23 protein-coding genes, 6 tRNA genes and 1 pseudogene are annotated in these 26,673 nt (G+C 57.6%); 29 read left to right on the top strand and 1 reads right to left on the bottom strand.

Going from position 1 to position 26,673, the window contains the following annotated elements; translation table 11 throughout:
* Window positions 1-4 precede the first annotated feature (4 nt).
* From ACTM86_RS04970 to folB, 29 genes and pseudogenes are all read left to right on the top strand, one after another.
* Window positions 5-691 carry an N-acetylmannosamine-6-phosphate 2-epimerase gene (locus ACTM86_RS04970; protein WP_154517496.1) on the top strand — a complete coding sequence of 229 codons (687 nt, stop codon included), beginning with the start codon at window positions 5-7 and terminating at the stop codon, window positions 689-691.
* Window positions 692-790: 99 nt separating this feature from the next.
* Window positions 791-1,711, top strand: a complete 921-nt coding sequence (gene rapZ / locus ACTM86_RS04965) for an RNase adapter RapZ (RefSeq protein WP_427718645.1) — start codon at window positions 791-793, stop codon at window positions 1,709-1,711.
* Window positions 1,712-1,717: 6 nt separating this feature from the next.
* Window positions 1,718-2,647, top strand: coding sequence for a DNA-binding protein WhiA (gene whiA, locus ACTM86_RS04960; RefSeq protein ID WP_154517461.1), 930 nt, complete (start codon window positions 1,718-1,720; stop codon window positions 2,645-2,647).
* A gap of 193 nt (window positions 2,648-2,840) precedes the next feature.
* Window positions 2,841-3,866, top strand: a complete 1,026-nt coding sequence (gap, locus tag ACTM86_RS04955; protein WP_154517458.1) for a type I glyceraldehyde-3-phosphate dehydrogenase — start codon at window positions 2,841-2,843, stop codon at window positions 3,864-3,866.
* A gap of 140 nt (window positions 3,867-4,006) precedes the next feature.
* Entirely contained in the window at window positions 4,007-5,197 is a 1,191-nt protein-coding gene (locus ACTM86_RS04950; protein ID WP_441015865.1) for a phosphoglycerate kinase, read from the top strand.
* A complete protein-coding gene (gene tpiA / locus ACTM86_RS04945) occupies window positions 5,190-5,957 on the top strand; it encodes a triose-phosphate isomerase (protein WP_154517452.1) in 768 nt (255 codons plus the stop codon). The genes ACTM86_RS04950 and tpiA overlap by 8 nt, the downstream gene beginning before the upstream one ends.
* A 5-nt stretch (window positions 5,958-5,962) precedes the next feature.
* Complete coding sequence (gpmI, locus tag ACTM86_RS04940) at window positions 5,963-7,516, top strand: 2,3-bisphosphoglycerate-independent phosphoglycerate mutase (RefSeq protein WP_441015862.1); 1,554 nt, start codon at window positions 5,963-5,965, stop codon at window positions 7,514-7,516.
* Window positions 7,517-7,680: 164 nt separating this feature from the next.
* Window positions 7,681-7,935, top strand: coding sequence for a preprotein translocase subunit SecG (secG, locus tag ACTM86_RS04935; protein ID WP_006236144.1), 255 nt, complete (start codon window positions 7,681-7,683; stop codon window positions 7,933-7,935).
* Window positions 7,936-8,229: 294 nt separating this feature from the next.
* Complete coding sequence (locus tag ACTM86_RS04930) at window positions 8,230-9,906, top strand: peptide ABC transporter substrate-binding protein (RefSeq protein WP_154517446.1); 1,677 nt, start codon at window positions 8,230-8,232, stop codon at window positions 9,904-9,906.
* A 157-nt stretch (window positions 9,907-10,063) separates the two neighbouring features.
* The gene (locus ACTM86_RS04925; RefSeq protein WP_304212150.1) at window positions 10,064-11,101 is read left to right on the top strand and encodes an ABC transporter permease; all 1,038 of its coding nucleotides are present in this window, start codon (window positions 10,064-10,066) and stop codon (window positions 11,099-11,101) included.
* A gap of 59 nt (window positions 11,102-11,160) precedes the next feature.
* Window positions 11,161-12,051: an ABC transporter permease gene (locus ACTM86_RS04920; RefSeq protein WP_370450642.1), complete on the top strand. Its 891-nt coding sequence runs from the start codon at window positions 11,161-11,163 to the stop codon at window positions 12,049-12,051.
* Between the two features lie 2 nt (window positions 12,052-12,053).
* The gene (locus ACTM86_RS04915; RefSeq protein WP_154517437.1) at window positions 12,054-13,145 is read left to right on the top strand and encodes an ABC transporter ATP-binding protein; all 1,092 of its coding nucleotides are present in this window, start codon (window positions 12,054-12,056) and stop codon (window positions 13,143-13,145) included.
* Entirely contained in the window at window positions 13,146-14,174 is a 1,029-nt protein-coding gene (locus tag ACTM86_RS04910) for an ABC transporter ATP-binding protein (RefSeq protein WP_427795958.1), read from the top strand.
* Window positions 14,175-14,768: 594 nt separating this feature from the next.
* Window positions 14,769-14,858, top strand: a tRNA-Leu gene (locus ACTM86_RS04905).
* Between the two features lie 59 nt (window positions 14,859-14,917).
* Entirely contained in the window at window positions 14,918-17,263 is a 2,346-nt protein-coding gene (locus ACTM86_RS04900; RefSeq protein ID WP_441015859.1) for a SpoIIE family protein phosphatase, read from the top strand.
* A gap of 81 nt (window positions 17,264-17,344) precedes the next feature.
* Complete coding sequence (locus ACTM86_RS04895; protein WP_441015857.1) at window positions 17,345-18,091, top strand: anti-sigma factor antagonist; 747 nt, start codon at window positions 17,345-17,347, stop codon at window positions 18,089-18,091.
* A gap of 105 nt (window positions 18,092-18,196) precedes the next feature.
* A tRNA-Gly gene (locus ACTM86_RS04890) sits at window positions 18,197-18,272 on the top strand.
* A 35-nt stretch (window positions 18,273-18,307) separates the two neighbouring features.
* Window positions 18,308-18,381 (top strand) — tRNA-Cys (locus ACTM86_RS04885).
* A 42-nt stretch (window positions 18,382-18,423) separates the two neighbouring features.
* Window positions 18,424-18,499 (top strand) — tRNA-Gly (locus ACTM86_RS04880).
* 425 nt (window positions 18,500-18,924) lie between these two features.
* Window positions 18,925-19,440: pseudogene (locus ACTM86_RS04875) on the top strand (alpha-amylase family glycosyl hydrolase); the annotation flags it as partial.
* 32 nt (window positions 19,441-19,472) lie between these two features.
* Window positions 19,473-19,739, top strand: coding sequence for a hypothetical protein (locus ACTM86_RS04870; RefSeq protein ID WP_441015898.1), 267 nt, complete (start codon window positions 19,473-19,475; stop codon window positions 19,737-19,739).
* A gap of 33 nt (window positions 19,740-19,772) precedes the next feature.
* Window positions 19,773-19,848: transfer RNA gene (locus ACTM86_RS04865), tRNA-Gly, on the top strand.
* 3 nt (window positions 19,849-19,851) lie between these two features.
* Window positions 19,852-19,926 (top strand) — tRNA-Val (locus tag ACTM86_RS04860).
* 216 nt (window positions 19,927-20,142) lie between these two features.
* Complete coding sequence (locus tag ACTM86_RS04855) at window positions 20,143-20,325, top strand: hypothetical protein (RefSeq protein WP_441015855.1); 183 nt, start codon at window positions 20,143-20,145, stop codon at window positions 20,323-20,325.
* A 567-nt stretch (window positions 20,326-20,892) separates the two neighbouring features.
* Window positions 20,893-23,115 carry an anaerobic ribonucleoside-triphosphate reductase gene (gene nrdD / locus ACTM86_RS04850; RefSeq protein WP_441015853.1) on the top strand — a complete coding sequence of 741 codons (2,223 nt, stop codon included), beginning with the start codon at window positions 20,893-20,895 and terminating at the stop codon, window positions 23,113-23,115.
* 426 nt (window positions 23,116-23,541) lie between these two features.
* On the top strand, window positions 23,542-24,123 hold the full coding sequence (nrdG, locus tag ACTM86_RS04845) for an anaerobic ribonucleoside-triphosphate reductase activating protein (RefSeq protein WP_441015851.1): 582 nt from the start codon (window positions 23,542-23,544) through the stop codon (window positions 24,121-24,123).
* 67 nt (window positions 24,124-24,190) lie between these two features.
* Window positions 24,191-24,748 (top strand): GTP cyclohydrolase I FolE, encoded by a 558-nt coding sequence (folE, locus tag ACTM86_RS04840; protein WP_441015849.1) that lies wholly within the window; start codon window positions 24,191-24,193, stop codon window positions 24,746-24,748.
* 2 nt (window positions 24,749-24,750) lie between these two features.
* Window positions 24,751-25,332 (top strand): HD domain-containing protein, encoded by a 582-nt coding sequence (locus tag ACTM86_RS04835; RefSeq protein ID WP_195838586.1) that lies wholly within the window; start codon window positions 24,751-24,753, stop codon window positions 25,330-25,332.
* Window positions 25,333-25,375: 43 nt separating this feature from the next.
* Window positions 25,376-25,861: a dihydroneopterin aldolase gene (gene folB, locus ACTM86_RS04830; protein WP_427718610.1), complete on the top strand. Its 486-nt coding sequence runs from the start codon at window positions 25,376-25,378 to the stop codon at window positions 25,859-25,861.
* A 6-nt stretch (window positions 25,862-25,867) separates the two neighbouring features.
* On the opposite strand, the gene ACTM86_RS04825 is transcribed toward folB, so the two are convergent.
* Window positions 25,868-26,644: a M48 family metallopeptidase gene (locus tag ACTM86_RS04825; RefSeq protein ID WP_441036913.1), complete on the bottom strand. Its 777-nt coding sequence runs from the start codon at window positions 26,642-26,644 to the stop codon at window positions 25,868-25,870.
* Window positions 26,645-26,673: the final 29 nt, after the last annotated feature.

Below are 26,673 nucleotides of genomic sequence, written 5' to 3'. Positions count from 1 at the left end.
CCTTATGACCGTCGATCCTTTAATTCAATCCCTGAAGGGTAAGCTCATCGTGAGCGTTCAGGCGTATATGGGCGAGCCGCTTCGTACGCCCGAGACCATGGCTCAAATGTCTCGCGCTTGCGAACTCGGAGGCGCCGCCGCCATTCGTTGCCAGGGCCTTGCCGACATTGCTGCCATTAAGGGTCGTTGTGAGGTTCCTGTTATCGGCCTGTGGAAGGATGGACACGAGGGCGTTTACATCACGCCGACGCTGCGTCACGCCCGCGCCTGCGTTGCTGCCGGTGCTGACATCGTGGCGATTGACGCCACCGATCGTCCGCGCCCCGATGGCAAGTCGCTCGAGGACACTTTTCGTCCGCTGCACGAGGAGGGCGTGCTTCTGATGGCGGACTGCGCCACGATCGAGGATATCCGCCGCGCGGTCGACATGGGCTTCGATTTGGTTTCCACTACGCTTTCGCATGGCGTCGCCGCCATCGATTGCACCATGGCAGACGGCCCCGACCTGCCGCTTTTGCGCCAGGCAACCGAGGAGTTCCCCGGTCTTCCCATTATTTGCGAGGGTCGTGTGCATACGCCCGAGGAGGCTCGCGCCGCGATTGACGCCGGCGCCTGGGCCGTTGTCGTTGGCACTGCCATTACGCACCCCACAAGTATTACGAGTTGGTTCAAGGCTGCGCTTGAGGCGTAAGACGGGCCTCGTATCCGCTTGGGGCGGTATACTCAACTAAGGCAATTGATCGCGCGGGATCCGCTGGCCGGGTCCTGCGCTTATTTTAGGAGGCAGCACATGCAAAAGGGAGATGCCATGGATGCGGCGGAGCGCACGGAGCGCATTCCCGATATCGTCATCATCACCGGAATGTCCGGATCGGGCCGAACGCAAGCCATGCATGTGTTTGAGGACATGGGCTATTTTTGTATCGACAACCTGCCTCCGCGCCTGATTGCGCAGCTCGCAGAGCTTGTTGGCATCAATACGGGTGTGGGTAGACATCTTGCTGTTACCTGTGACCTTCGCAGCCAAGGCCTGTTTGACGAGCTGCTTGACGCCGTTGCCGCCTTGGAAGAGCGCGAGATGAGCTGTGACATTGTGTTTCTCGATGCATCTGATGAGGTGCTGATTCGCCGCTACAGCGAAAACCGCCGCCGTCATCCCATTGCGAAGCCGGGGGAGACCACGGCCGACGCCATCCAGCGCGAGCGTTTACAACTCCAGGGCGTGCGCGACCGAGCCGATATGATCATCGATACGAGCCGCCTTCGTACCTCTGCTTTACGCAATAAGCTGCGTGCGGCTTTTTCAGAGCTGTCCGACCAGCAGCTCATGGACGTCCACGTCTTCTCATTTGGCTTTAAGCATGGTATGCCCGTCGAGGCAGACATCATGATCGATGTTCGCTTCCTGCCTAATCCATTCTACGACCCCGAGATGCGCACGTTGACCGGCCTCGATAAGAAGGTCTCCGACTTTGTCCTGGACCATCCCAAGACGCAGGAGTTCTGGAAGGTTTGGACGCAGTTGCTCGATACGGTCATGCCGGGTTATATCGCGGAGGGCAAGCCGCAGCTTTCCATTGCCATCGGCTGTACGGGCGGCCAGCACCGCAGCGTTGCCATTGCAGAGGCTACGGCCCGATACCTGGAAGGTGCTCAGTATCACGTGAGCATTTCTCACCGCGACTTGTCGCGTGCCAATACGAAAGCATAGGTTTGAATGTCGTTTACCGCCGAGGTGCGTGACGAGCTTGCGCGCTGCGAACCCGAATGTGAATATTGCGATCTGTCGACACTTGCCGCTCTTACACGTGTGAGTGGCACGCTTTCGCTGGCGGGCTCTGGTCGGTACCGTTTGACGGTTGCGACCGAGACGGGTGCCGTTGCACGCACGATGATTACGCTGACGCACCGCATCCTCAAGCTCAAAACGGAGTTTACCGTTCGCAAGTCGGTCTTGCATAAGGTGCGAAACTATCTCATCACCTTGCCCGACCAGCCCGACCTCGATAAGGCTTTGGTTCTGCTGGGCATTCTCGACCGCAGGGGAGGGCTCGTCGCCGGTGTGCCGCGCCATATCGTCGCCCGGCCCTGCTGCAGGCTCGCCTACATTCGCGGCGCTTTGATTGCCGGCGGCTTTGTGGCAGACCCGCGTGGCGATTTTCACCTGGAGATTGCGGTGCAGGGCGAACAATACGCCAAGGGGCTTTGCGACCTGTTGGAGCAGGTCGGGGTTCATGCTCGCGTCAACGCCCGGCGAGGATCATATGCCGTGTACATCAAGAGCGCCGAGGAGATTGAGCATTTGCTCAAATTGATTGGTGCCAAGCGCAGCGTTGCCGAAATCGAGGAAGCCCGTGCGGTCAAGTTGGTGAAAAACGACGTAAATCGTCGCGTGAATGCTGAGCTGGCCAACCAGACGAGAAGCGCCGGCGCTGCCCAACATCAGCTCGCGCTTATCGAGGAGCTTGAGCGACGCGGCATGCGCGATGTGCTCCCGGATGCCTTGGCGGCCTTTTGTGACTTACGTGAGCGCTATCCCGATCTCTCACTGCGAGATTTGGGGGAGATGGCCGACCCTCCTTTGTCAAAGTCGGCCCTATATCACCGTGTTTTGCGTCTTGAAAAGCTCATTGAAGCGAACAGGTAGTTTAAAGCGGCAGTTTATATAGTACTTGAACTGCTGTTTTATGCTTTAAAACGTTTTAAAGCAAATTTGATTTTCAATTTCGAGCATTCTCGTGAAATTCAAGTCAAAAAAAAGGTATATTAGGCGAGTGGTTAGTTTGTGGGCCTCAACGGCGGGCGCTGTAGCTTGCGGGGGCCTTACGAAAGGAGACACAATGGCAGTAAAGGTTGCTATTAACGGCTTCGGTCGCATCGGTCGTCTGGCCTTCCGTCAGATGTTCGGTCATGAGGGCTCCGAGATCGTCGCTATCAACGACCTCACCTCTCCCGATATGCTCGCTTACCTGCTGAAGTACGACTCCACGCAGGGCAACTATGCTCGCGATCACGAGGTCGTCGCTGGCGAGGATTCCATCACCGTTGACGGCAAAGAGATCAAGATCTACAAGGAGGCCGACGCCAACAACCTGCCTTGGGGCGACCTCGACGTCGACGTCGTTCTCGAGTGCACTGGCTTCTACACCAGCAAGGCTAAGGCTCAGGCCCACATCAACGCTGGTGCCAAGAAGGTCGTCATCTCCGCTCCGGCCGGCAGCGATCTGCCCACCATCGTGTACAACGTCAACCATGAGACGCTGACCGCTGAGGACAACATCATCTCCGCTGCTTCCTGCACCACCAACTGCCTCGCCCCGATGGCCAAGGGTCTGAACGACTTCGCTCCCATCGTGTCCGGCATCATGACCACCATTCACGCCTGGACTGGCGACCAGATGCCGCTCGACGGCCCGCAGCGCAAGGGCAACAAGCGTCGTAGCCGCGCCTGCGCCGTCAACATCGTCCCCAACACCACCGGTGCTGCCAAGGCTATCGGCCTGGTTCTCCCCGAGCTCAACGGTAAGCTCATCGGTGCCGCCCAGCGCGTCCCGACGCCGACCGGCTCCCTCACCAACCTCTACGCTGTCGTTGACAAGAAGGTTACCGCCGACGAGGTCAACGCCGCTATGAAGGCCTACGCTGCCACCATCTCCGAGACCTTCGCTTACAACGAGGACGACATCGTCTCCACCGATATCATCGGCGAGACCCATGGCTCCATCTTCGACGCCACTCAGACCATGTGCTCTGACCTCGGCAACGGCCAGACCCTCGTTCAGGTTACCTCTTGGTACGACAACGAGAACTCCTACACCTCTCAGATGGTCCGCACCATCAAGTACTTCGAGAAGTTCGTTGCTTAATTTGGCTTTTAGCGAATAGCTCGTTGAGCGTCTAAAAAAGGGCGCGGCCTTATAGGGCTTACACCCTAAGGTCGCGCCCTTTTTATAAGAAATCGTCTGCCGTAATGGGAGGCAGACACGTACGAAAGGTAGAAGCAAACATGGCCTTTACCAAGAAGACCGTCCGCGACATCGATGTCGACGACAAGCGCGTTCTCGTCCGCGTTGACTTCAACGTGCCTATCAAGGATGGCGTCGTTGGCGACACCACCCGTATCAAGGCTGCCCTGCCCACCATCAACTATCTCGTTGAGCACAATGCTCGCGTTATCCTCATGAGCCACCTCGGCCGTCCCGAGGGCACCGGCTTCCAGCCCGAGCTTTCCCTCGAGCCCGTCGCCAAGAAGCTCGCTGAGCTCTCTGGTCTCGATGTTGCTTTTGTCGCCGACACTTATGGCGAGAAGGCCGCCGAGGCCGTCGCCGCCGTCGAGCCGGGCAAGGTCCTCGTTCTCGAGAACGTCCGTTTTGACAAGCGTGAGAAGAAGAACGATCCCGAGATCGCCAAGACCCTCGCTTCCTATGGCGACGTCTTCGTCCTCGACGCCTTCGGCACCGCTCACCGCGCCCAGGGTTCCGTCGTGGGTCCCGCCGCTTACCTGCCCGCAGTCGCTGGCTTCCTTCTGGAGAAGGAGGTCGACACGCTGACCGGTATCTTCGCCGAACCCGAGCGTCCCTTCGTCGCCATCGTCGGCGGTTCCAAGGTTTCCTCCAAGATCGGCGTTCTCGATCACCTTATCGACTCCGCCGACACCCTGATTATCGGTGGCGGCATGGCCTATACCTTCTTCCTGGCTCAGGGCATGACCGTCGGTCAGTCCCTCAAGGAAGAGGACTGGGTCGAGCGCGCTGGCGAGATGCTCAAGAAGGCCGAGGAGAAGGGCGTCAAGATCCTGCTCCCCATCGACAACCGTGTTGCCGACCACTTTGGCGAGGACGCTGTCCCCGAGGTTGTCGCTTCCGACGCTATCCCCGACGACCGTGAGGGCATGGACATCGGCCCCAAGACCGAGGAGCTCTACGCCGAGGCCGTCAAGGGCGCCAAGACCGTATTCTGGAATGGCCCCATGGGCGTCTTTGAGTTCGACAACTTCGCTCACGGCACCCAGGCTATCGCCGAGGCTGTCGCCGAGGCTGATTGCACCTCGATCATCGGTGGTGGCGATTCCGTCGCAGCCGTCAACAAGTTTAACCTGGCCGACAAGATGAGCTGGATCTCCACCGGCGGTGGCGCTTCCATGGAGCTCGTCGAGGGTAAGGCCCTGCCCGGAGTGGAGGCGCTTCTCGATGCCTAATCGCACCCTTCTTATCGCTGGTAACTGGAAGATGAACAACGACGTCGCCGAGGCTGCCAAGCTCGCCGACGAGCTGGCCCAGGCTCTGCCCGAGGTTCCGGCTGGCGTCGAGGTGCTCGTCTGCCCTCCGACCATCGACATTACTACGGTTCATGACCGCATTCAGGCTGCCCCCATCGCCCTCGGTGCACAGAACGTGTACTGGGAGGCCAAGGGTGCCTTCACCGGTGAGTCCTCTTGCGACATGCTCAAGTCCGCTGGCTGCACCTACTGCATCATCGGCCACTCCGAGCGTCGTGACTACTTCCACGAGACCGATGAGGACCAGAACAAGAAGGCTAAGGCTCTCGTTGCCGCCGGTCTTGTTCCCGTCTTCTGCTGCGGTGAGTCCCTTGAGGTTCGCGAGGCCGGCACCTATGTCGAGCATGTCGTGAACCAGGTCAAGGCTGGTCTCGAGGGTCTTGAGATCACCTGCCCCAAGCAGGTCGTCGTCGCCTACGAGCCCATCTGGGCCATCGGCACCGGCAAGACCGCTACCGCCGAGGACGCTCAGGAGGTCTGCGGCGCTATCCGTGAGACCCTCAAGGAGATGTTCGGCGAGGAGCTCGCCAACGGCATCCGCGTTCTTTATGGTGGCTCCGCCAAGCCCGCCAACATCGCCGAGCTTGTTGCCAAGCCCGACGTTGACGGCGCCCTCGTGGGCGGCGCTTCGCTCAAGGCTGCCGACTTCGCCTCTATGGTCGTCAAGGCAGGCGAGTAGGGCATATGGCACAGCGTCATCTTCCTGCACTCCTAATCATCATGGATGGCTGCGGCTTGGCTCCGGCCGACGGCGAGAACGCCGTCGCTGCCGCCAAGACGCCCTTCCTCGATAGCCTGTACGAGAAGTATCCTCACACCACGCTCGGTGCTTCGGGCGAGGACGTGGGCCTTCCCGACGGCCAGATGGGCAACTCCGAGGTGGGTCACCTCAACATCGGTGCCGGCCGCATCGTGTTTCAGGAGCTTTCGCGCATCAATAACGCCATCAAGGACGGCTCCATCGCCAAGAACGAGGTTTTCGTCAAGGCTATGGATGACGTCAAGGCCGAGGGCAAGACCCTGCACCTCATGGGCCTCATGAGCCCCGGCGGTGTTCATTCTCACATGAACCATGTCGAGGCCCTGGTCAAGATGGCTGCCCAGTATGGCATTAAGACCGTTCGCGTTCACGCCTTTATGGATGGCCGCGACGTCGATCCGCAGTCCGGTGCCGGCTACATGAGCGAGTTCTGCGCCTTCCTGGCCAAGATCTCCGAGGAGACTGGTTGCGACGCTCGCGTTGCTACCGTCTCGGGCCGTTATTGGGCCATGGACCGCGACAACCGTTGGGAGCGCATCGAGCGCGCCTACGACGTCATGGTCAATGCGTCCGATGCCGATACCGACCCCGTTGCCGGTATCAAGGCCTACTACGAGAAGGATCCGCGCGGCGATGAGTTCGTTGAGCCGTTCGCTGCCCACAACGAGGGCATCCACGAGGGCGACGCGGCCATCTTCTTCAACTTCCGTCCCGACCGCGCTCGTCAGATGACCCGCGTGTTCACGGACAAGGAGTTCGACGGCTTTGAGCGCGAGCAGATCAAGCTCTCGCACTTTGTAACGATGACCGAATACGATCCGACGTTTGACGTCGAGGTCGCCTTCCCCAAGACGTTCCCCGAGAACGTTCTGGCCGACGTAATCGCAGCCAATGGCCTGAGGCAGCTGCACACCGCCGAGACCGAGAAGTACGCCCACGTGACGTTCTTCCTTAACGGCGGCATCGAGGAGCCCAAGGAGGGCGAGGAGCGCGTGCTCGTCGCTTCCCCCAAGGTTGCTACCTACGATTTGCAGCCCGAGATGAGCGCTCCCGAGGTTACCGAGAAGCTCGTCGCTGCCATCAACGAGGACCGCGCTGATTTCTACATCGTGAACTTCGCGAACTGCGACATGGTTGGTCACACCGGTGTCTTCGACGCGGCCGTTAAGGCCGTCGAGGCTGTTGACGATGCCCTGTCCAAGGTTGTCCCGGCGATTCTCGCTAAGGGCGGCTTTGCGCTGATTACCGCCGACCACGGCAACGCCGATCACATGTTTGACGTTGCTTCCGACGGTTCCAAGCATCCGTTTACGGCTCACACCACCAACCGCGTGCCGTTCATCATCGTTGATGAGAAGGCACAGCTCACCGGTATCGAGGACGGTCGACTTTCCGATATCGCCCCGACTATGCTCACCATGGCTGGTCTGGAGCCTTCCGCCGAGATGACGGGCCGCGTGCTCGCGACCGAGGCCTAAGAGAAAACGCCAAGCGTTTCTTTGCAAGGGGGTTGCCCGAATATGGTCAACCCCCTTTTTTGGTATTTTTGCCATTTCTACCTCGTCCCCAAATGGCAGGTGGGGAGTGTCGGGGGTTGTGGTACAGTACTGGAGTTTGAATTGTTCTATTAAGGAGCTTCTCTATGGGTCCGTTTCAGATTCTGCTGTTTGTAGTTTGGGCTGTCTCTGCCGTGGCGCTGACGATTCTCGTCCTGATGCATTCCGGTAAGGGCACCGGCGTTTCGGATATGATCGCCAGCTCGCTGTATAACTCCAGCTCTGCCACGGGCGTTATGGAGCAGAACCTTGACCGCCTGACCGTCATCATGGCTGTCGTGTTTGCCGTGTGCGTCGTGCTCTGCATGTTTTTCTTCCCGCAGGGCATCGTGGGCTACTAAGCACGAGTCGCATAAAAAAATTAAAAAGGGTCCCGCATGTACGGGGCCCTTTTTGTTTACAGACTTGTAACAGAGCCAGAATATCACCACATACTGCGCCCAACTAAAGAAATTCTCGACCGTTAACCGGAATTAGCCCCAAACCGTGCATAAAATGCGCTACTGTATTGAAAACGTTGGCCTGTTGTGCATAACCAGCCATAGCAACGGGCGGCGTTTCGATAGTTCGGATCGGATTGTCTCGACATATGTCCGACTGAACATTTCTTTGTCCTATCTCATAAGGAGGATGGCATGGCTGATTCTATGTTCCACCAGCCCGTTATGGGTCGTCGAGCCTTTGTCGGCGGTACCCTTGCTGCGAGCTCCATGGCTTTTCTTGCCGCATGCGGCAAGAAGGGCGGCGACGCTTCCGGTTCTGAGTCCGGTTCGACGCTGAACTTCTACATCAATAACCCGGTCTGCATCGACCCCTACAATGTCCAGGAGGACCAGGGCACTCAGGTCGAGTACCAGCTCTTTGACGCTCTAACCTCTTATGACGCCGAGAAGGGCGAGATCGTTCCGCTGGCTTGCGAGTCCTTCGAGGCCAACGACGACGCCACCGAGTTTACCTTCAAGATCAAGAAGGCCAAGTTCCACAACGGTGATGACGTTACCTCCAAGTCCTTCAAGCTCGGTTGGGAGCGTCTGGTCAGCACCAAGTCCGCTGTCGCTAAAGAGTATGGTCCTTCCGAGGTCTCCTATCACCTTTCCATGGTCGAGGGCTATGACGATCTGCTTGCCGGTAACACTACTGAGCTCAGCGGTGTTACCTGCCCTGACGATGAGACCCTCGTCGTCAAGCTGACTTCCGCTTACGCCGACTTCCCCTTCGTCGCCTCTCATCCGGCTCTGTCCCCGGTTCCCGAGTGCGCCGAGTCCGATGTCAAGAGCTTCTACCTTGCCCCGATCGGTAACGGCCCGTTCATGATGGACGGTAAGTGGGAGGATGGTCAGGAGATCAACCTCAAGAAGTTCGACGATTACTATGGCGACAAGGCCAAAATCGATGGCATCCACTTCCAGGTCATCAAGGACGTGGAGACCGCTTACAAGGAGTTCCAGGCCGGTAACCTTGACATCTGCGACGTTCCCGTTGCTCAGATCGACGCCGCCAAGAAGGATCGCGGCGAGTCCAAGGACGGCTACACCATGGGCGACGGCGAGCGCATGCTGCTCGGCGCCGAGCCTTCCACCTACTACCTGACCTGCAACACCACGGCCGAGCCGTTCAACAACGCCGATCTGCGTAAGGGTATCTCCCTGGCCATCAACCGTGAGGCCATCTGCAAGACCATCTTCAAGGGTACCCGCACCCCCGCTGACGGCATTGTTCCTCCGGGCATCGATGGCTACAAGGAGGGCGCATGGGAGTTCTGCGCCTACGACGTCGACAAGGCTAACGAGTACCTCGACAAGGTTGCTCCCGCTGACGCCAACGGTGATCGTGGCATTAACGTGACTCTGTCCTACAACCAGGACGGTGGCCACAAGGAGATCATGGAGTCCATCATCGGTGACCTTGCCAAGGTTGGCATTACCGCCGTCTCCGATACCCCCGAGTGGTCTGCCCTGCTCGAGCAGTACCAGAACCTCAACTATCAGTTCGGTCGTCTGGGCTGGATTGCCGACTACCCGATCATGGACAACTTCCTGTATCCGCTGTTCCACTCCGACTCCCTCGGTGGCGACAACCGTTCTGGTTACAACAACCCCGAGTTCGACGCCAAGGTCGACGAGGCCCGTACCACGATTGACGACGAAGAGCGCGTCGCTAAGATGCAGGAGGCCGACGCAATGGTCGCTGCTGACTGCCCGGTCATCCCGCTGATGTTCTACACGCACACCATCGCCGGCTCCGATCGCATCAAGTACCTCTATGTCGATCCGCAGAAGCACGCCGATCTGGGTACCGCTGAGCTCGCCTAAGAGTTTTGCAGCTTCCGTGAGGGTCAAGTATTTACGTAGACCTCATGGGAAACATACAGTTCTCCCTAACCTGGGGTAAACTGGCTGATGGTAATTTTGGGATGCCGGTCTGGCGATCGGCATCCCATTTAGGTTAATCCCTAGATAGGGGAGTGGTATGGGTAAGTACATCGTTAAACGTGTGCTTCAGTTCATCCCGGTATTTTTGGGCGTTACGCTGATTCTGTTCGCCCTCCAGAATATCGTGCCGGGAGATCCGATCAAGCTGATCGGTGGAGACAAGGCTCTGTCCCCCGAGGTGGAGCTTCAGCTTCGCGTCCGCTATCACCTGGTCCAATCGGACGAGGACGGCAACGCGATCCTTGACGAGAACGGCGACCCCGTTCAAACGTCGCTCGTGGACCGTTACTTGTATTACATGAACGGCCTGCTTCATGGCGATCTGGGTAATTCCTATCAGCGCAAGCTGCCGGTTACGGAAATCTTTGCCCAGAAGTATCCGTATACGGTCAAACTTGCCGCATGCGCCATCGTACTCGAGGCAATCATGGGTATCGGTGCGGGTATCATTTCGGCGGTAAAGCGTTATTCCTTCTGGGATATTTTGGTAACGCTCACCACGTCGATCCTCGTTGCCGTCCCGGCCTTCTGGCTCGGTATGTTGCTGCAGCTGTTCTTTGGCGTCATTCTCAAGGACGCCACGGGCGGTGCATTCTCCATGCCGATCTCGGGTGCCGGTGGTTCCAGTTCTCAGTATCAGGATTGGATGCACTATGTGCTTCCGACCATTACGCTGGCTTCGGTTTCGACCGCTTATGCCGCCCGCATTATGCGCTCGCAGCTGCTTGACGTCATGAGCCAGGATTACATCCGTACGGCAAAGGCCAAGGGTCTCTCCAATCGCGCGATCATCATCAAGCATGCGCTTAAGAATGCACTCATCCCCGTCGTTACCTATATTGGTGTCGACTTTGGTGCCATGCTTTCGGGCGCCATCCTGACCGAGACGGTTTTTAACTGGCCCGGTATCGGCTATGAGGTCTATCGCGCCATTAGCATGCGTGACTGGCCCATCGTTATGGGCGGCGTTACGCTCATCGTCGTCGTCGTCATGGTGATCAACCTGCTCGTCGACATTAGCTATGCATTCCTCGACCCGCGCATCCGCCTTGGCGGTCCGTCGGATAAGGCCTAAGGGAGGTACGTCTCATGCAGGAAACTGATTCTCAGTCTCAGGAGCAGGCTACCGCCACCATGGCCGCATCTGCTCCCGCCAAGTCTCGCACGCTGTGGGGCGACGCTTTTAAGCGTCTTCGTAAGAACAAGCTCGCCGTTATCGGTGTCTGCTGGATCATTATCGTCGTTGTGGTTGCCCTGACCGCAGATCTGTGGGCTAAGCCCTGGCTCGGTTCGCCGACGGCTTCCGATTCGACCACCATGGCCGAGACGTCGCTGCTGGCTCCGTGTGCAGAGCACCCGTTTGGCACCGACTCCCTTGGCCGTGACATTCTCGTCCGCGTTATCTACGGTGCACGCGTTTCGCTGTCCGTCGGCATTATGGCCACTGCGATCTCCACGGTGATTGGTCTGGTCATGGGCGCTCTGGCCGGTTTCTACGGCGGCATCTGGGATACGATCATCATGCGCTGTGCGGACATCTTCCTTGCGTTCCCGTACGTGCTGTTCGTTGTCGCCATGATCGCCGTTATCGGCCGTGGTCTTCAGAACGTCTTTATCGCCATCGGTATTCTTGGCTGGCCTTCGATTGCGCGCGTCTTCCGATCCGCGATCTTGACGGTCAAGGAAAACGACTATGTTGACGCTGCGCGCGCGATGGGTGCATCTGATGCTCGTATCGTCGTGCGTCACATCTTCCCGAACTCCGTTGCCTCCATCGTGGTCTACGCGACTATGAACATTGGTGGCGCCATTCTGACCGAGTCCGCTCTGTCCTTCCTCGGCATGGGCGTTATTCCGCCTACGCCTTCGTGGGGCTCCATGATTCAGGACGGCCAGCAGTATCTTCTGACTGCTCCCTGGATGATGATCATGCCCGGTCTGGCAATTCTCTCGACGGTGCTCGCCTTCACCCTGCTGGGTGACGGTCTGCGCGACGCCCTCGACGTCAAGATGAAGGACGCATAAGGATGAAGAAGAACAAGAACTATGTGGACCTGAAGGACCAGCCGGTTCCCGAGGGCCAGCATCTGCTCGAGGTTGATGACCTTAAGATGTATTTCCACACCGAGGATGGCGTCGTTCGCGCTGTCGATGGTGTGTCCTACACGCTCGATCGTGGCGAGACCCTGGGTGTCGTCGGTGAGTCCGGCTCCGGTAAGTCCGTGACCGCCATGACCATCATGGGTCTTATCTCGATGCCTCCGGGAAAGATTGAGGGCGGTGACGTTCGCTATCGCGGTCGTTCTATCCTCGAGATGACCGAGGAAGAGATGCAGCACATCCGTGGCAACGATATCGCGATGATCTTCCAGGATCCTATGACCTCCTTGAACCCGGTCTATAAGATCGGCAAGCAGGTGGGTGAGGGCCTTCGTCTGCACCGTGGCTACTCCAAGCAGGAGGCGCTCAAGCGCGCCACCGAGCTTTTGGACCTCGTTGGCATTCCCGAGCCCGAGAAACGCGTCAATGAGTATCCGCACCAGTTTTCCGGTGGTATGCGTCAGCGCGTCATGATTGCCATGGCCCTTGCCTGCGATCCCGATATTCTGATTGCCGACGAGCCCACGACTGCCCTGGACGTTACCATTCAGGCTCAGATTATTGAGCTTATGCAGGAAATGCAGGAGAAGAACGGCAACGCCATCATCATGATTACCCATGACCTGGGTGTTGTCGCCGATATGGCCGACAAGATCATGGTTATGTACGCCGGCCGTCCCGTCGAGTTCGGTACTGCTGAGGAAATCTTCTACGAGAGCCGTCACCCTTATACCTGGGGCCTGATTCGCTCCATCCCGGAGCAGGCCATCGATGAGAAGAAGCCGCTTACGCCGATTCACGGCAACCCGCCTTCGCTCATGAACCTGCCCGAGGGTTGTGTGTTCTCGCCTCGTTGCCCCTATGCGACCGATAAGTGCCGCAAGCAGCGCCCCGAGCGTTTTGTCACCGAGTCCGGCCACTATTCTGCGTGTCATTATTCCGGTGACCCCGAGTTCCTCAAGAACGCCCCTGAGACGTCTCGCACGCGTAAGGATTCCAAGAAGGGAGGCGAGGCGTAAATGGCAGACAATAACGAGCGCACTCCGCTACTGAAGGTCGAGCACCTCTCTAAGGAGTTCTCCGCAGAGTCCGGCATGTTCGCCAAGCGTTTTTCCAAGCGCGTCGTCTCTGCTGTAAACGATATCTCTTTTGAGATTTATCCTGGTGAGACCTTTGGTCTGGTTGGTGAGTCTGGTTGCGGTAAGTCCACTACGGGTCGCACCATCATGCGCCTGACCAAGCCGACCGCCGGTAAGGTGTTCTTCCAGGGTAAAGATGTTGCCGAAATGAGCAAGCATGAGATCAAGGATATGCGTCGCGAGATGCAGTTTATCTTCCAGGATCCTTATGCCTCGCTGAATCCTCGCATGACCATCGGCGAGATCGTCTCCGAACCCATGACCATTCACGGCGTGGGAACCAAGGAGGAGCGCATTGAGCGCGTCCGCGAGCTTCTCGACGTTGTCGGACTGAACCCCGAGCACATCAATCGCTATCCTCATGAGTTCTCGGGTGGCCAGCGTCAGCGTGTCGGCATTGCCCGCGCTTTTGCGCTGAAGCCCAAGCTGATTATCTGTGACGAACCGGTATCCGCTCTGGATGTGTCCATTCAGGCCCAGGTTCTGAACCTGCTTAAGGAGCTGCAGGACAAGTTTGGTACGGCGTATCTGTTTATCGCCCACGACCTGTCCGTCGTTCAGCACATCTCCGATCGCGTTGCCGTTATGTATCTGGGTAAGGTGGTCGAGGTTTCTGACTGGAAGACGCTCTATAGCGAGCCTCACCACCCGTATACGCAGTCGCTGCTGTCTGCCGTGCCGGTTCCCGATCCGGATATCCAAAAGTCCCGTAAGCGCATCATCCTCGCCGGCGATCCGCCGTCACCGCTGGATCCGCCGACTGGCTGCCGTTTCCACACGCGCTGCCCGATCGCGCAGGGCATCTGCTCCGAGAAGCTTCCCGAGTTTAGGGAAGTTGCTCCGGGCCACTGCTGCGCCTGCCACTTCGCCGAGCCGTTCCCGATCAAGGAATCGCACATCGACCTGTAGTCGGTTGTTATCGTTCGGGCCCGTGCTGGACTTAGTTTTCAGAACGTCCTCGACCATGGAAACCCCCTTATCCTGCTCCTTCGGAGCTGCGGATAAGGGGGTTTCCTGGTCTGCGGAATGTTCTGAAAACTAAGTCCAGCACGGGCCCTGTGTTACCACTGCAGGGGGGCGATTCCTTGATCGCTCACTTAATCTAATAAGAAATTGAGCGAGGCCGGAGCCTAAGCTCCGGCCTCCTTATATAAGGGCTCGGCAAAGCCGAGCCACCAAATTTGCATCAGCCCCAGTATATGTTTGAGAATCGTACTTGGAGTATGTGGCTGTAGGGCCGGAATGGGGGCAACTTCCCAACGCATTCCGCAGGGGGCGGTACATTTTGTAGCGCGAAGCGCGAATCAAAATGTACCGCATGCCCGAGGACGCGTTGGGAAGTTGCCCCCATTCCGGCCCGGACATATAGATCTATCTGCGCATTTTCAAATTCGTAAACTTTTTTGAAAAAAGTGCTTGCACAGTTCTCGAATCATAGGTTATTATCTTCCTCGTTGAAAGCGCGGGTCCAACAAAACGAACTGCGAATCAACAATATAGCATGTCGGAGTGGCGGAATTGGCAGACGCGCTAGCTTGAGGTGCTAGTGACCGCTTTTTGGTCATGCGGGTTCAAGTCCCGCCTCCGACACCATCGCATTTGAGAAGCCTCTTCGGAGGCTTTTTTGTTACCGATAGACGGTGAGGTTCACGATGGAAACGCTTGAGCGCAATGAGTGGGTTGACGTTGCCCAATTGGTCGATATTACGAGCGATGCTGTCATTATCTGCGAGCTCGACGGAACCATTTTGCATGTAAACAATCGCTTGCTCGACTTGATCTGCGAGGAACGTTCCGATGTGATTAACGGGGACGTTAAAGATCTCTTGTACTCGTCAGCATTTGAACGCGCGACAGAACATCGTCTTCCTTTTGAGACCAATGGTACCGAGAGCGAGTTGATGCTTAAGCTAAGTGACGGCTCCTTTATTCCCGTCCTAGTTTGTGCCGGCTCGGTTACGCCGCCTCGTATCTTTGGCCGCCGTGCGCCGCGTGTTCTCGTGGCGCTCCATAGTATCGAAGAACAGTATTCGCATGACCGTCAGCTCAAGCGTGCGCTTTCGGAGCTCAGAGTGGCGAATAAGCGCCTCTCGGGCACGTTGTCGGTCATTATGAGCACGATGGGCTCCGATGAGCTGCCTAGTTTGTTGGATACCGTTTTGAACCAGCTTGTAGGAACCCTCGATGCCTCGGGTGCTGCCATCTATTTTTCTGAGAGCGGCGGTTTTAAGCTTCGCGGTGTTTCCAAGGAGCTGTATGACAGCTACCTGCCCGAGTTTATGCCGTATGGTGCGGGTATCCCGACGTATGTGCTCCGTGAGTCTCGTGCCTGCCGCCTGTCGATTCAGCAGGACCTCGAGGGCGATAGGAATGCCTCGGGTATGTTCATGGACCTGGACAATCGTTCTAAGCACCTGCTTCGCATGCAAGATATGCCTCCATACCGCAGCGAGATATGTCTTCCCGTGTTTTATGGCACTCAGGTGCTCGGTGTGTTGGAGGTCGGTTGGAAACGTCCGCAGGCGCCGCTTGCCTATGATGTCAACGTGCTCGAGGTCATTTGCGATTATCTCTCCATCCAACTAGTCGGCATGGCATCGAGTCTACGTTCACGTCGCACGGCAGAGCTTGGCCGTTCTCTCAACGTGCTGCGCGATGAGTTGTTTGCCTATCTCGATGATCCTATTGCCGCCTCGCGTGCGGTATCGACCGAAATCTGCGCTGTGCTCAGTTGTCATTTCTGCCCCGTGGAGTATGATGCGGGCCTCGAAACCTATGTCATCGATTTTGAAGGCGGCAGTCGTGTGGCATTGCCGGGCGATCCGGAGTCACTCTTCTTTTCTGTCACGACGCCGGCGGCGCGCCTGGGAGCAATTTCCGATGGATTTGAGACATCGGTGCTGGGCGGGACGAGCGTCGACGACCTCAAGCACGTGCGCCTTACACGCGTGGACGAATCCACGACTATGGGCGCATGGTTGAGAGCCCACGGCCTGCCGTGTCAGGGACTTTATGTCGACTCCGGTATCGAGGCGGGGCGCTGCCACTCGGAGGCGGATGGTACGCGAAGCAACGATGCAATCGTGCCCGCTGATATCGCCAAGGGACCGACGAGGCGCGTTTTGCTGCTCCGTGATGGCAGCCAGGAGCCAATCGACGACCTTGAATACGACTACATGGTGCATTTGGCACACGACTTTGAGCTGATCTATGAGGGCGAGTCTCAAAAGCGTGAAGAGCGTCATATCGCTCAGACGCTTCAGATTGGCATGAGAAATTCGCTAGGCGACGTTCCGGGCATCGCAACCGATTCGGTATACCTGTCGGCAACGAATTCGGCGTTGGTCGGTGGTGACTTCTATACGCTTGTCCGTCTTCCCGACGATTGCGCCGTTATGATATTGGGCGATGTCTCCGGCAAAGGAATTGAGGCGGCGTCGATGTCGGCGCTCGTCAAGACGGCGTTGACGGCTTATGCCTGGGAGGGTGCGGGACCCGCTCGCATGGCCCGCTCGCTCAATAGCATGCTCATGGGCTTTTCGCGGGTCGAGACGTTTGTGACGGCGTTTATCGCCAAGATTGATCTTAAAGCGGGCCGCGCTACCTATTGCTCTGCGGGACATCCTCCCACTATGGTCATTAGGCCGTCGTCGACGCCGCATGGCGGAGGAGAGACCTGCGGGGGAGAGGTGGAGCTCCTTGGGTGCCAATCGGGCGTGATCGGTGCCTTTGAGAGCATGGTGTACGAGACGGGCGTGTTTACGTTCGATCCTGGTGACATGCTGTTTATGTATACCGACGGAACGATCGAAGCACGCGACCGCTCGGGTGCTTTCTTTGGCGAGCAACGCCTGCGCGACCTTCTACTCTCTGTTTCGGGTGAGGGCGTATCGGGCATCTGCGGTAGGGTCTTGGGCGAGCTTGACCGCTTTACCGACTCGGCGCTGGACGATGACATTGCATTGGTGTCCCTTGAGTTTTTACGGGGTCGATCGTAGGTCGCGACGTTGGGCATACAGAATCCTAACGGTTGCAGAAAAGTGTGCATCGAGCGAGCTCTTTTGGGGAACCATGGTCGCATGAATGAGTGGAATGACATAGCGGTTTTGACGCCACCGGGCGATATCGATATCGCCTCGGTGCCCGAGCTGCGCCGACGGTTGGATAATTTAATCGACCGGGGCGTGCGCCGTGTTGTCATCAATTGCCAGACCGTGGCTTTTATCGACTCGACGGGTTTGGCGTTTTTGCTTACGCGTGCCAGAGAGCTTATGAGACGAGAAGGGCTGCTTTCGCTTGTTAACGCCTCCGATGAGGTCGTTCGCTTTTTGGAGATTGCCCGACTTGTCGACATCCTTCATGTTGCGGGTCCGGTGCGGGAGTCGATTCCCGCCATTCCGGTGGGGGAGTTGCCGCGATGGAGCAAGAGCGTCAAGGTGCAGCGAGGCATCGAGAATCTCCCGTATTATCGGCACCGTGTGGCCGAGATTCTCGAATCACTTCCCCTGAGGCGTGATGAGCGCTATGACGTCGCATTAGCGTTGGGGGAGGCATTGGGTAACGCATATGACCATGCGGGCGGTGTTGGCTGCATCCTGACGATTCAGGCCTATGGGGACCGTGTTGTGCTTGAGGTGCTTGATCGAGGCGCTGGCTATTCTATCGATGGAGCGAGCGAACCGATGGCATCCGAGGAACGCGGACGAGGTATCAAGCTTATGCGCATGCTCGTCGATAATGTGGAGGTTGCCCGTCGCACGGATGGTGCCGGCACATGCGTTCGGATGGTGAAGCTGTTTAGTTCGGCATTGGAATCGTGCGCTTAGCGCCTTGGGTTGACATGATTTTCCTGCGTGAACTTGCTTTGGGCAACTTTTTTGAAAAAAGTACTTGCGTCTTTTGGATAACTCGCGTAAATTAATAACCCGCAAGCGGACATGGCTCAGTTGGTAGAGCACAACCTTGCCAAGGTTGGGGTCGCGGGTTCGAGCCCCGTTGTCCGCTCCATTGCATTTCCGGACCGTTCTTAACGGTCCTTTTTCGGCGAAGTGGCCAAGTGGTAAGGCAGAGGCCTGCAAAGCCTTTACCCCCGGTTCGAATCCGGGCTTCGCCTCCAGGCAACATCCGGGCGCTCCGGCGCCCGTTTTGTTTTACATATGCGGACATGGCTCAGTTGGTAGAGCACAACCTTGCCAAGGTTGGGGTCGCGGGTTCGAGCCCCGTTGTCCGCTCCAAGCACAACAGCCCGACTACCACGGTAGCCGGGCTTTTTCGTATCCATTGCAGAGGCTCGAACCCGAGAGGGAGCGAGCGTTAAGCAAACGCGGAGCGTTTGTAGCGAGCTGGCGAGGTCGCCGGCAGGCGGCCGAAGCCGATGCGGATCCGCGAAGCGGATACGCGGATGCCCCGTTGTCCGCTCCAAGCACAACAGCCCGACTACCACGGTAGCCGGGCTTTTTCGTACCCATTGCAGAGGCTCGAACCCGAGAGGGGGCGAGCATCTTGGGGCGTGGCTGTGGCGTTGTTTGCCGCGAATAACAGCTTTGGGCGTATCATCGTGGGCATTACCCAGCAGATGGACTATCTTGAGCGGCTGGGCATCGAGGCCATCTAGCTGAGCCCGTTTTACCCATCGCCTCTTGTCGATGGTGGCTATGATGTGGCGGATTACTGCGATGTCGACCCGCGTCTCGGCTCGCTTGACGACTTCGATGACATGGTCGCTGCGGCTCACACGCGCGGCATCAAGGTCATCGTCGACATCGTGCCCAATCATTCATCCAACCAGCACCCCTGGTTCAAAGCCGCTCTTGCCGCCGGCCCCGGATCGCCCGAGCGCGCCCGTTATATCTTCCGCGATGGTCGCGGCGAACATGGCGAGCTGCCTCCCACCAATTGGAATGCCAACTTTGGCGGCCCCGCCTGGACGCGTGTTGCGGACGGTCAGTGGTAGCTGCATATGTTTACGCCCGAGCAGCCGGACTTTGACTGGTCATGCCCCGAGGTTCATGCGTTCTTTTGCGACGTCCTGACGTTTTGGAGCGATCGAGGCGTTGATGGCTTTCGCATTGATGTGGCGCACGGTCTCGCCAAGGACCTCGACCGCGATGACCCTGACCGGTGGCATCTCGCCGAGGGCGATGACATGGTTGACGACGGCACCCATCCGCTGTGGGACCGCAACGAGGTCCACGAGATCTATCGCGAGTGGCGTCGCGCTATGCCCTGCCGCAAATCAAGGCGCCGCGCTACCACCAGATTGCGCTCGACTGGCTCTTACGCGACGGGTCGTCTTATGACGAGGACCGTGAACTCGGCGAGCGCCGCGCGCGGGCGGCCCTTTTGCTTGAGCTGGCGCTTCCGGGCTCGGCATACGTGTATCAGGGTGAGGAGCTCGGCCTTTTTGAGGTGGCTGATGTCTTCGTGAGGTTCGCGAGGGCGTCGCAAAACTTTTCAAAAAAAGTTCTTGCATAGGATGCGGGTATCACGTAAGATTAATCCCCGTAAGCGGACATGGCTCAGTTGGTAGAGCACAACCTTGCCAAGGTTGGGGTCGCGGGTTCGAGCCCCGTTGTCCGCTCCATTTGGGCGTTTAGCTCAGGGGGAGAGCGCTTCCCTGACACGGAAGAGGTCACAAGTTCAAATCTTGTAACGCCCACCAAATGTTCGCAGTCCAGAGGCTTTGCTTCTGGACTGTTTTGTTATAAACACAGATAATATGCCGTCAAATTATCGACCTCGGTCGCTTTTTCACGTTGCATTTGCTGCCCAGCATAATTTGTCGTTATTGGCCTCTTGGTCTCGTGGGAGATGATTATTTTGATCATAACCGTGCACGTCGCCCGCGTTTCCATGGTTGACCCCCGCGCAATCTTTTATGGTGATCGGTTTTGGCGAGATTGCCTTCCAGGGAGGATTCGGAACGATTGAAGGCCGTACGTTCTTCACGCGCTGGGCGGGCCTTGTCACAAAGGGGTGGGCTTTTGTGGTTATCGCCGGCGTGCTGCTCGATCCCTTTACAGCGGCTCTCGGCCGCATGATAGCTCGCGAAGAGAACTAATAGCTCTTCGCCTATCGAATGCCGGCGGACGGGGTGCCGGGGCTGTAGTCTTCCGAGCGTTTGCAGCCCCGTCGCTCCGTCCGCCGGCATTCGACCGCAACATGTTGGTCAAGCATAATCTTTTGGATTCTTTTCGCGTGAGCGGCTTGGTTTTGGTAGGATTTGTCGGCGGCTTGACGAGGGGGTTTTATAACTGCCTTGCAGGTAGCCGCGTTGGTAACGTTTTACCGACTTGCCAAGAAACCCTCATAATTAATGTGTCTGTAAAATGACCAATTGCTTTGACCTGCTGAAACACTATATGTTGTGTTTGACCTAAAAAAAGAATACAGGATATAGAGGCGTCTTTGTCGTATGATAGATAGCGGACAGAGAACGAAGACCTTGTTCGCCCCATTTGGACACGCCTTTGAGCCGCTTGATCGGCCGCGAGGATTGTCCGCATGAGGACCTATGGTTTATCGAGAACACAGATTGCGCGACGGCGCCGCAAGACAGGGACAAGCCCTGCCAGGCATCGTTTGGCTCTGAAGCGCAATGGGATTACGACGCGAAAGAGGCAAGAGGATGAAGATCATCAAGCGCAGCGGTACCGAGGTTGCCTTTGACATCGATAAGATCGTCAATGCGATTCGCGCCGCCAACTTGGAGGTCGAGGAGGGCTCTCGTCTTACCGACCGCCAGGTGATCTACGCGGCGCAAAACGTCGCCGAGGCATGTGAGAAGGCCGGCCATACCGTATCGGTCGAGGAGATCCAGGATCTGGTCGAGGACGAGATCATGCGTCTCGACTGCTACGAGGTCGCTCGCCGCTACATCATCTATCGTTATGTTCAGAGCCTGAAGCGCCAAAAGAACACGACCGACGACAAGATCCTGTCGCTGATCGAGTGCAATAACGAAGAGGTTAAGCAGGAAAACTCCAATAAGAATCCGACCGTCAATTCCGTTCAGCGCGACTATATGGCCGGCGAGATTTCCAAGGACCTGACCCAACGCGTGCTGCTGCCCCAGGAGATTGTGGATGCCCATAATGAGGGTCTGATCCATTTCCATGATTCGGATTACTTTGCCCAGCACATGCACAACTGCGATCTGGTGAACCTGGAGGACATGCTCCAGAACGGCACCGTTATCTCGGGCACGCTGATCGAGAAGCCGCACAGCTTCTCGACCGCCTGCAACATCGCGACGCAGATTATCGCCCAGGTTGCTTCCTCCCAGTACGGCGGTCAGTCTATTTCGCTGACCCATCTCGCCCCGTTCGTTGAGGTGAGCCGTCAAAAGATTCGCGGCGAGGTCGCTCGCGAGCTTGAGGAGCTCGGTGTTTCGGCATCTGCCGAGAAGGTTCGCGAGGTCGTTGAGGAACGCCTGCGCGATGAGATTCGTCGCGGCGTCCAGACGATTCAGTATCAGGTCGTGACCCTTATGACCACGAATGGCCAGGCCCCGTTCGTGACGGTCTTTATGTATCTCAATGAGGCCCGTACGCCCCAGGAGAAGCACGACCTTGCCATGATTGTGGAGGAGACGCTTCGTCAACGCTATGAGGGCGTTAAGAACGAAGCCGGCGTGTGGATCACCCCGGCGTTCCCCAAGCTCATCTACGTGCTCGAGGACGATAACATCCGCGAGGATTCGCCGTACTTCTATCTGACCAAGCTCGCCGCCAAGTGCACCGCCAAGCGCATGGTGCCCGACTACATCTCCGAGAAGAAGATGCGCGAGCTCAAGCTGTCTAAGGGCGAGACCGCCGGCAACGGCGATTGCTATACCTGCATGGGTTGCCGCAGTTTCCTGACGCCCGACCGTTCGGGCAACGGCTTTAACAATGTCGCCAACGCTCTGAACTATGACCCGACCAAGCCTAAGTACTATGGTCGCTTTAACCAGGGTGTTGTGACCATCAACCTGCCCGATGTTGCGCTGAGCTCGCATCAGGACATGGACAAGTTCTGGAAGATCTTCGATGAGCGCCTTGAGCTGTGCCACCGCGCCCTGCTGTGCCGTCATGAGCGCCTGATGGGCACGCTTTCGGATGCTGCGCCGATTCTTTGGCAGTACGGTGCCTTGGCGCGCCTTAAGAAGGGCGAGAAGATCGACAAGCTGCTCGTGGGCGGCTATTCCACCATTAGCCTGGGTTACGCCGGTCTGTATGAGTGCGTCAAGTACATGACGGGCCACAGCCATACCGAGAAGGAGGGCACGCCGTTTGCCATGGCCGTCATGCAGCACATGAACGACAAGTGCGCCGAGTGGAAGGCCGAAAGCGATATCGACTTCTCGCTGTACGGCACCCCGCTTGAGTCGACGACCTACAAGTTCGCCAAGTGCCTGCAGCGCCGTTTCGGCATTATCCCGGGCGTGACGGACAAGGGCTACATTACTAACAGCTATCACGTCCACGTGTCCGAGGAGATCGATGCCTTCGACAAGCTTAAGTTTGAGGGCATGTTCCAGCAGCTTTCGCCGGGCGGTGCTATCTCCTACGTTGAGGTTCCCAACATGCAGGATAACCTCAAGGCGGTCATTCGCGTAATGCAGTACATCTACGACAACATCATGTACGCCGAGCTCAACACCAAGAGCGATTACTGCCAGGTGTGCGGCTATGACGGCGAGATTCGCATTGTCGAGGACGATGGCAAACTGGTGTGGGAGTGCCCCAATTGCGGCAATCGTGACCAGGAGAAGATGAATGTCGCCCGTCGCACGTGCGGCTACATCGGTACCCAGTTCTGGAACCAGGGTCGAACCGAGGAGATCCGCGACCGCGTGCTGCATCTCTAATAACCATCCCAGGCTGCCCCGTAGCGAGGCCCCGGACCTTTACTCGCTATTTCGGACAGTCCTGGCTCACGACGGAGGCGCCACTGGCGCCTCCTGTTCGTGCGGAACTCATATCGAGCAAAGGTCCGGGGCCTCGCTACGGGGCAGCCAAGTTGATGTAGCTGAGATGCAGTATGCGATCTGCTCACTCCTCGAAGTTTTTGGCGGAAATAATTTGAGCTGCAGCTGCGATTTACTTGCGATGGCGGTTGAGCCGCAACCCAGTTTTTATTGGGCCTCGAACCCCATACTCGATGTTCGCTTCGTTCACCGAGTGTCGCTCGCGAGGGATCTGGAGCATATCGTCCCGCCCGCAGTTTCGCAGGCCGAAGGCCGAGAATGTTTGAGGACGGGATGATATGCTCCAGACCCCCAGGAAGGTTACCTATGAACTACGCGAACATTAAGTATTTCGACATTGCTGATGGAGAAGGCGTTCGTACCTCTCTGTTTGTGAGTGGGTGCCGTCGTGGGTGCAAGAATTGTTTTAACTCCGTCGCGTGGGACTTTGCCGCGGGTGAACCGTTCGATCGTGCCGTCGAGGACAAAATCATCGAGAGTCTTGATCATCCCTTTATTGATGGCCTGACGATTCTGGGCGGGGAGCCTATGGAACCCGAGAACCAGGCGGGGCTCGTTGATTTTATCGAACGCGTGCGTGCGACCTACCCTGTGGAGTCTGGGAAGACCATTTGGTGCTTTACCGGTGACGTGCTCGAGGAACTAATGCCGGGCGGCCGCCACCATACCGACGTGACGGACCGTATCCTTGCTTGCCTCGACATGCTGGTAGACGGTCCGTTCGTTCAAGATCTGTACGATATCTCGTTGCGCTTTAGGGGCTCGAGTAATCAGCGCGTGATCGACATGAACGCCTCGCGCGCTCGTGCTGCGCGCGAGGGCGTTGCGCTTTGCGACGCTGTGGAGCTTTGGCGGGACGATCCGGTCTATTCGACCCATACTATGTAGCTGGAAGAGGTTGCGTGCCAGCGTGGTACCATAGCGCGAACGCGAAATCGAAAAAAGTGAGGCCCAGATGGTCGATCAGGAAAAAGTCGAGACTGCTATTAAGCTGCTGCTTGAAGGTATAGGCGAGGACCCAACTCGTGAGGGCCTGCTGGAGACCCCGGCACGCGTCGCCCGTATGTATGGCGAGATTGCCGGCGGTATGGGCCGGAGTGCCGAGGAGCACCTGTCCAAAACCTTTGCCGTCGCTTCGAACGATTTGGTTATCGAGCGCGATATTACGTTTTACTCGCTGTGCGAGCACCATCTGCTGCCGTTTTATGGCAAGGCTGCGATCGGCTATATCCCTAACGGTCGCGTGGCGGGTCTGTCTAAGCTTGCTCGCACGGTTGAGGTCTATGCCCGTCGTCTGCAGCTGCAGGAGCAGCTGTGCGCGCAGGTTGCCGATGCCCTCATGGAATATCTTGCTCCCCAAGGGGCGATCGTGCTGATGGAAGCCGAGCATATGTGCATGACCATGCGCGGCGTGCAAAAGCCCGGTACCAAGACCATAACGCTTGCTCGTCGCGGTGTCTTTGAGACCGATCCCGCGCTCGAGGAGCGATTCTTTAGGATGCTGGACCGCTAACCATGAGAGTCGTCAACGACTTTACATCGAAGACCGATGAGGGGACGCCGCGTCGCGGTTTTATGGCTTCGGGCCTGACTCCCTTTGGCGCCATGCCTCGCATTGATTACATTTGTGCCAATGGGCTGTTCCGGCGGCACCTGGGCAACATTGCACAGTTGGAATCGGGGCGTATCTTTTGCCGCCACGGTATTGACCATCTGCTGGATGTCGCGCGCATTATGTGGATTAAGAATCTTGAGGAACAGCTCGAATTTGACCGCGAGGTCATCTACGCCACGGCACTTCTTCACGATATCGGCAAAGATGAACAGTATGAATCGGGTATATCCCATGATGTTGCAAGCGAGCGCGTCGCTGATGCGATTCTTGGCGGCATGCCCGATGACGTGGCATTTGATCCGGCCGATGCCGCGGCCATTAAGACGGCCATTTTAGGCCATAGAAAGCTGCGCGTGAACAGCCAACCGCTTGAGCGGCTGCTCTATGCAGCCGACAAAGCGTCGCGCGCCTGCTTTGCATGCCCCGCGCGCAATGCCTGCAACTGGAGCGATGATAAAAAGAACCTGTCGATTCGCGTGTAGTTGGTTTGCGCGGTCGGGGTTCTAAACGAAGGAGACGATCGCGATGACCAACAAGAAACTGCCCGAGAATGCAACCAAGACTGAAGGCGCCGAGCTCGCCCGCCGTGGAAGGGGCGAAATATCCACCGCAACGGCGGTGCCCCACGTGAGCTATGACGATCTGCGCCACGCCGATCGCATCACCGTTGAAGGTCTTGAGGTCTTTGCCAACCACGGCGTGTATCCCGAGGAGAACGCCCTGGGCCAGAAGTTCATCGTGTCCTTGGTGCTCTATGCCGACCTGCGTGCAGCAGGGGAGCACGATAACCTGGATGCCTCGATTGACTACGGCTCGGTGTGCCACGATGTCGATGGCTATCTGCGCGAGCATACGTTTAAGCTCATCGAGGCCGCAGCCGAGGGCGTGGCCCAGATGCTGCTACGTCGTTACCCCCTGCTGCTTGGCGTTCGTGTTAAGCTCGATAAACCTTGGGCGCCCGTCGGTCTTCCCCTGGCAAGCTGCGGTGTCGAGATCGAGCGCGTGCGCTAACCGGTTCTAATACGTCTCTATGGGTGGCTGCTTGAGCCGCTGCGACAGAGCTCTATTGTTGGGGCAGTACGTGTCGAGCAGGGCGTGAAACCGCTGATTGTGGCTTGGCTCGAGCAAGTGGACGAGCTCGTGGCCGACAACCATGTCAAGGCACTCGACGGGGTAGGCGGCAAGCTCGCGTGCGATGCGAATGGCACCGGTTTTGGGCGTACACGAGCCCCAGCGCGTTTTCATGCTGCGCACGGAAACGCGGGAAGCGGCGACACCCATTGCGATTTCGTATGTGCGCACCATATCGCGTAGCGCCGTGGTGACCTCGGATGTATAGAGCTGGTCGATGCGGGCTTGGAGCTCATCGGGCGTTAGGCCGTCGAGGATTGCGTGCCGCTTGGCCTGTGGGTGTTCGTCTGGCTCGTCGGTACCCATAAAACTTGCGAAGGTGGCCTGTCTGGGTCGCGGTGCGGGTGATGCAAAGTTGTGATCGAGCGCATCTTGTACCGTGATGGGCTTGCCCCAAAGCGCAATGATGGACGAGGGGCTGAGCGGCTCTCGCTCCGTCGCCTGACGTTGCTCGCGCTGGGCAAGTCGGCTGATAATCCAGGCGCTGTTGCGCTTCACAAATGCTTCGATACGCTCGCGGCTGGCACCGAGCGGTGCGCTTGCGTGGACCTCACCGCTCGATGTGACGCGTAGGTTGAAGTTCTTGACACGCTTTTTGGTAACGACGACGGGGATGGGCATCCCATCCGGCCGGGATACGGAAATCGTAAACTGCTGCGTCAAAAGCGGTCCTTCAGATTGGGGACGGGCCG

This window comes from Collinsella sp. HCP3S3_E11 (assembly GCF_052067375.1).
Lineage (GTDB): Bacteria > Actinomycetota > Coriobacteriia > Coriobacteriales > Coriobacteriaceae > Collinsella.
Note: the sequence above shows the minus strand (reverse complement) of the source record. Positions and strands in the feature narration are given on the sequence as shown.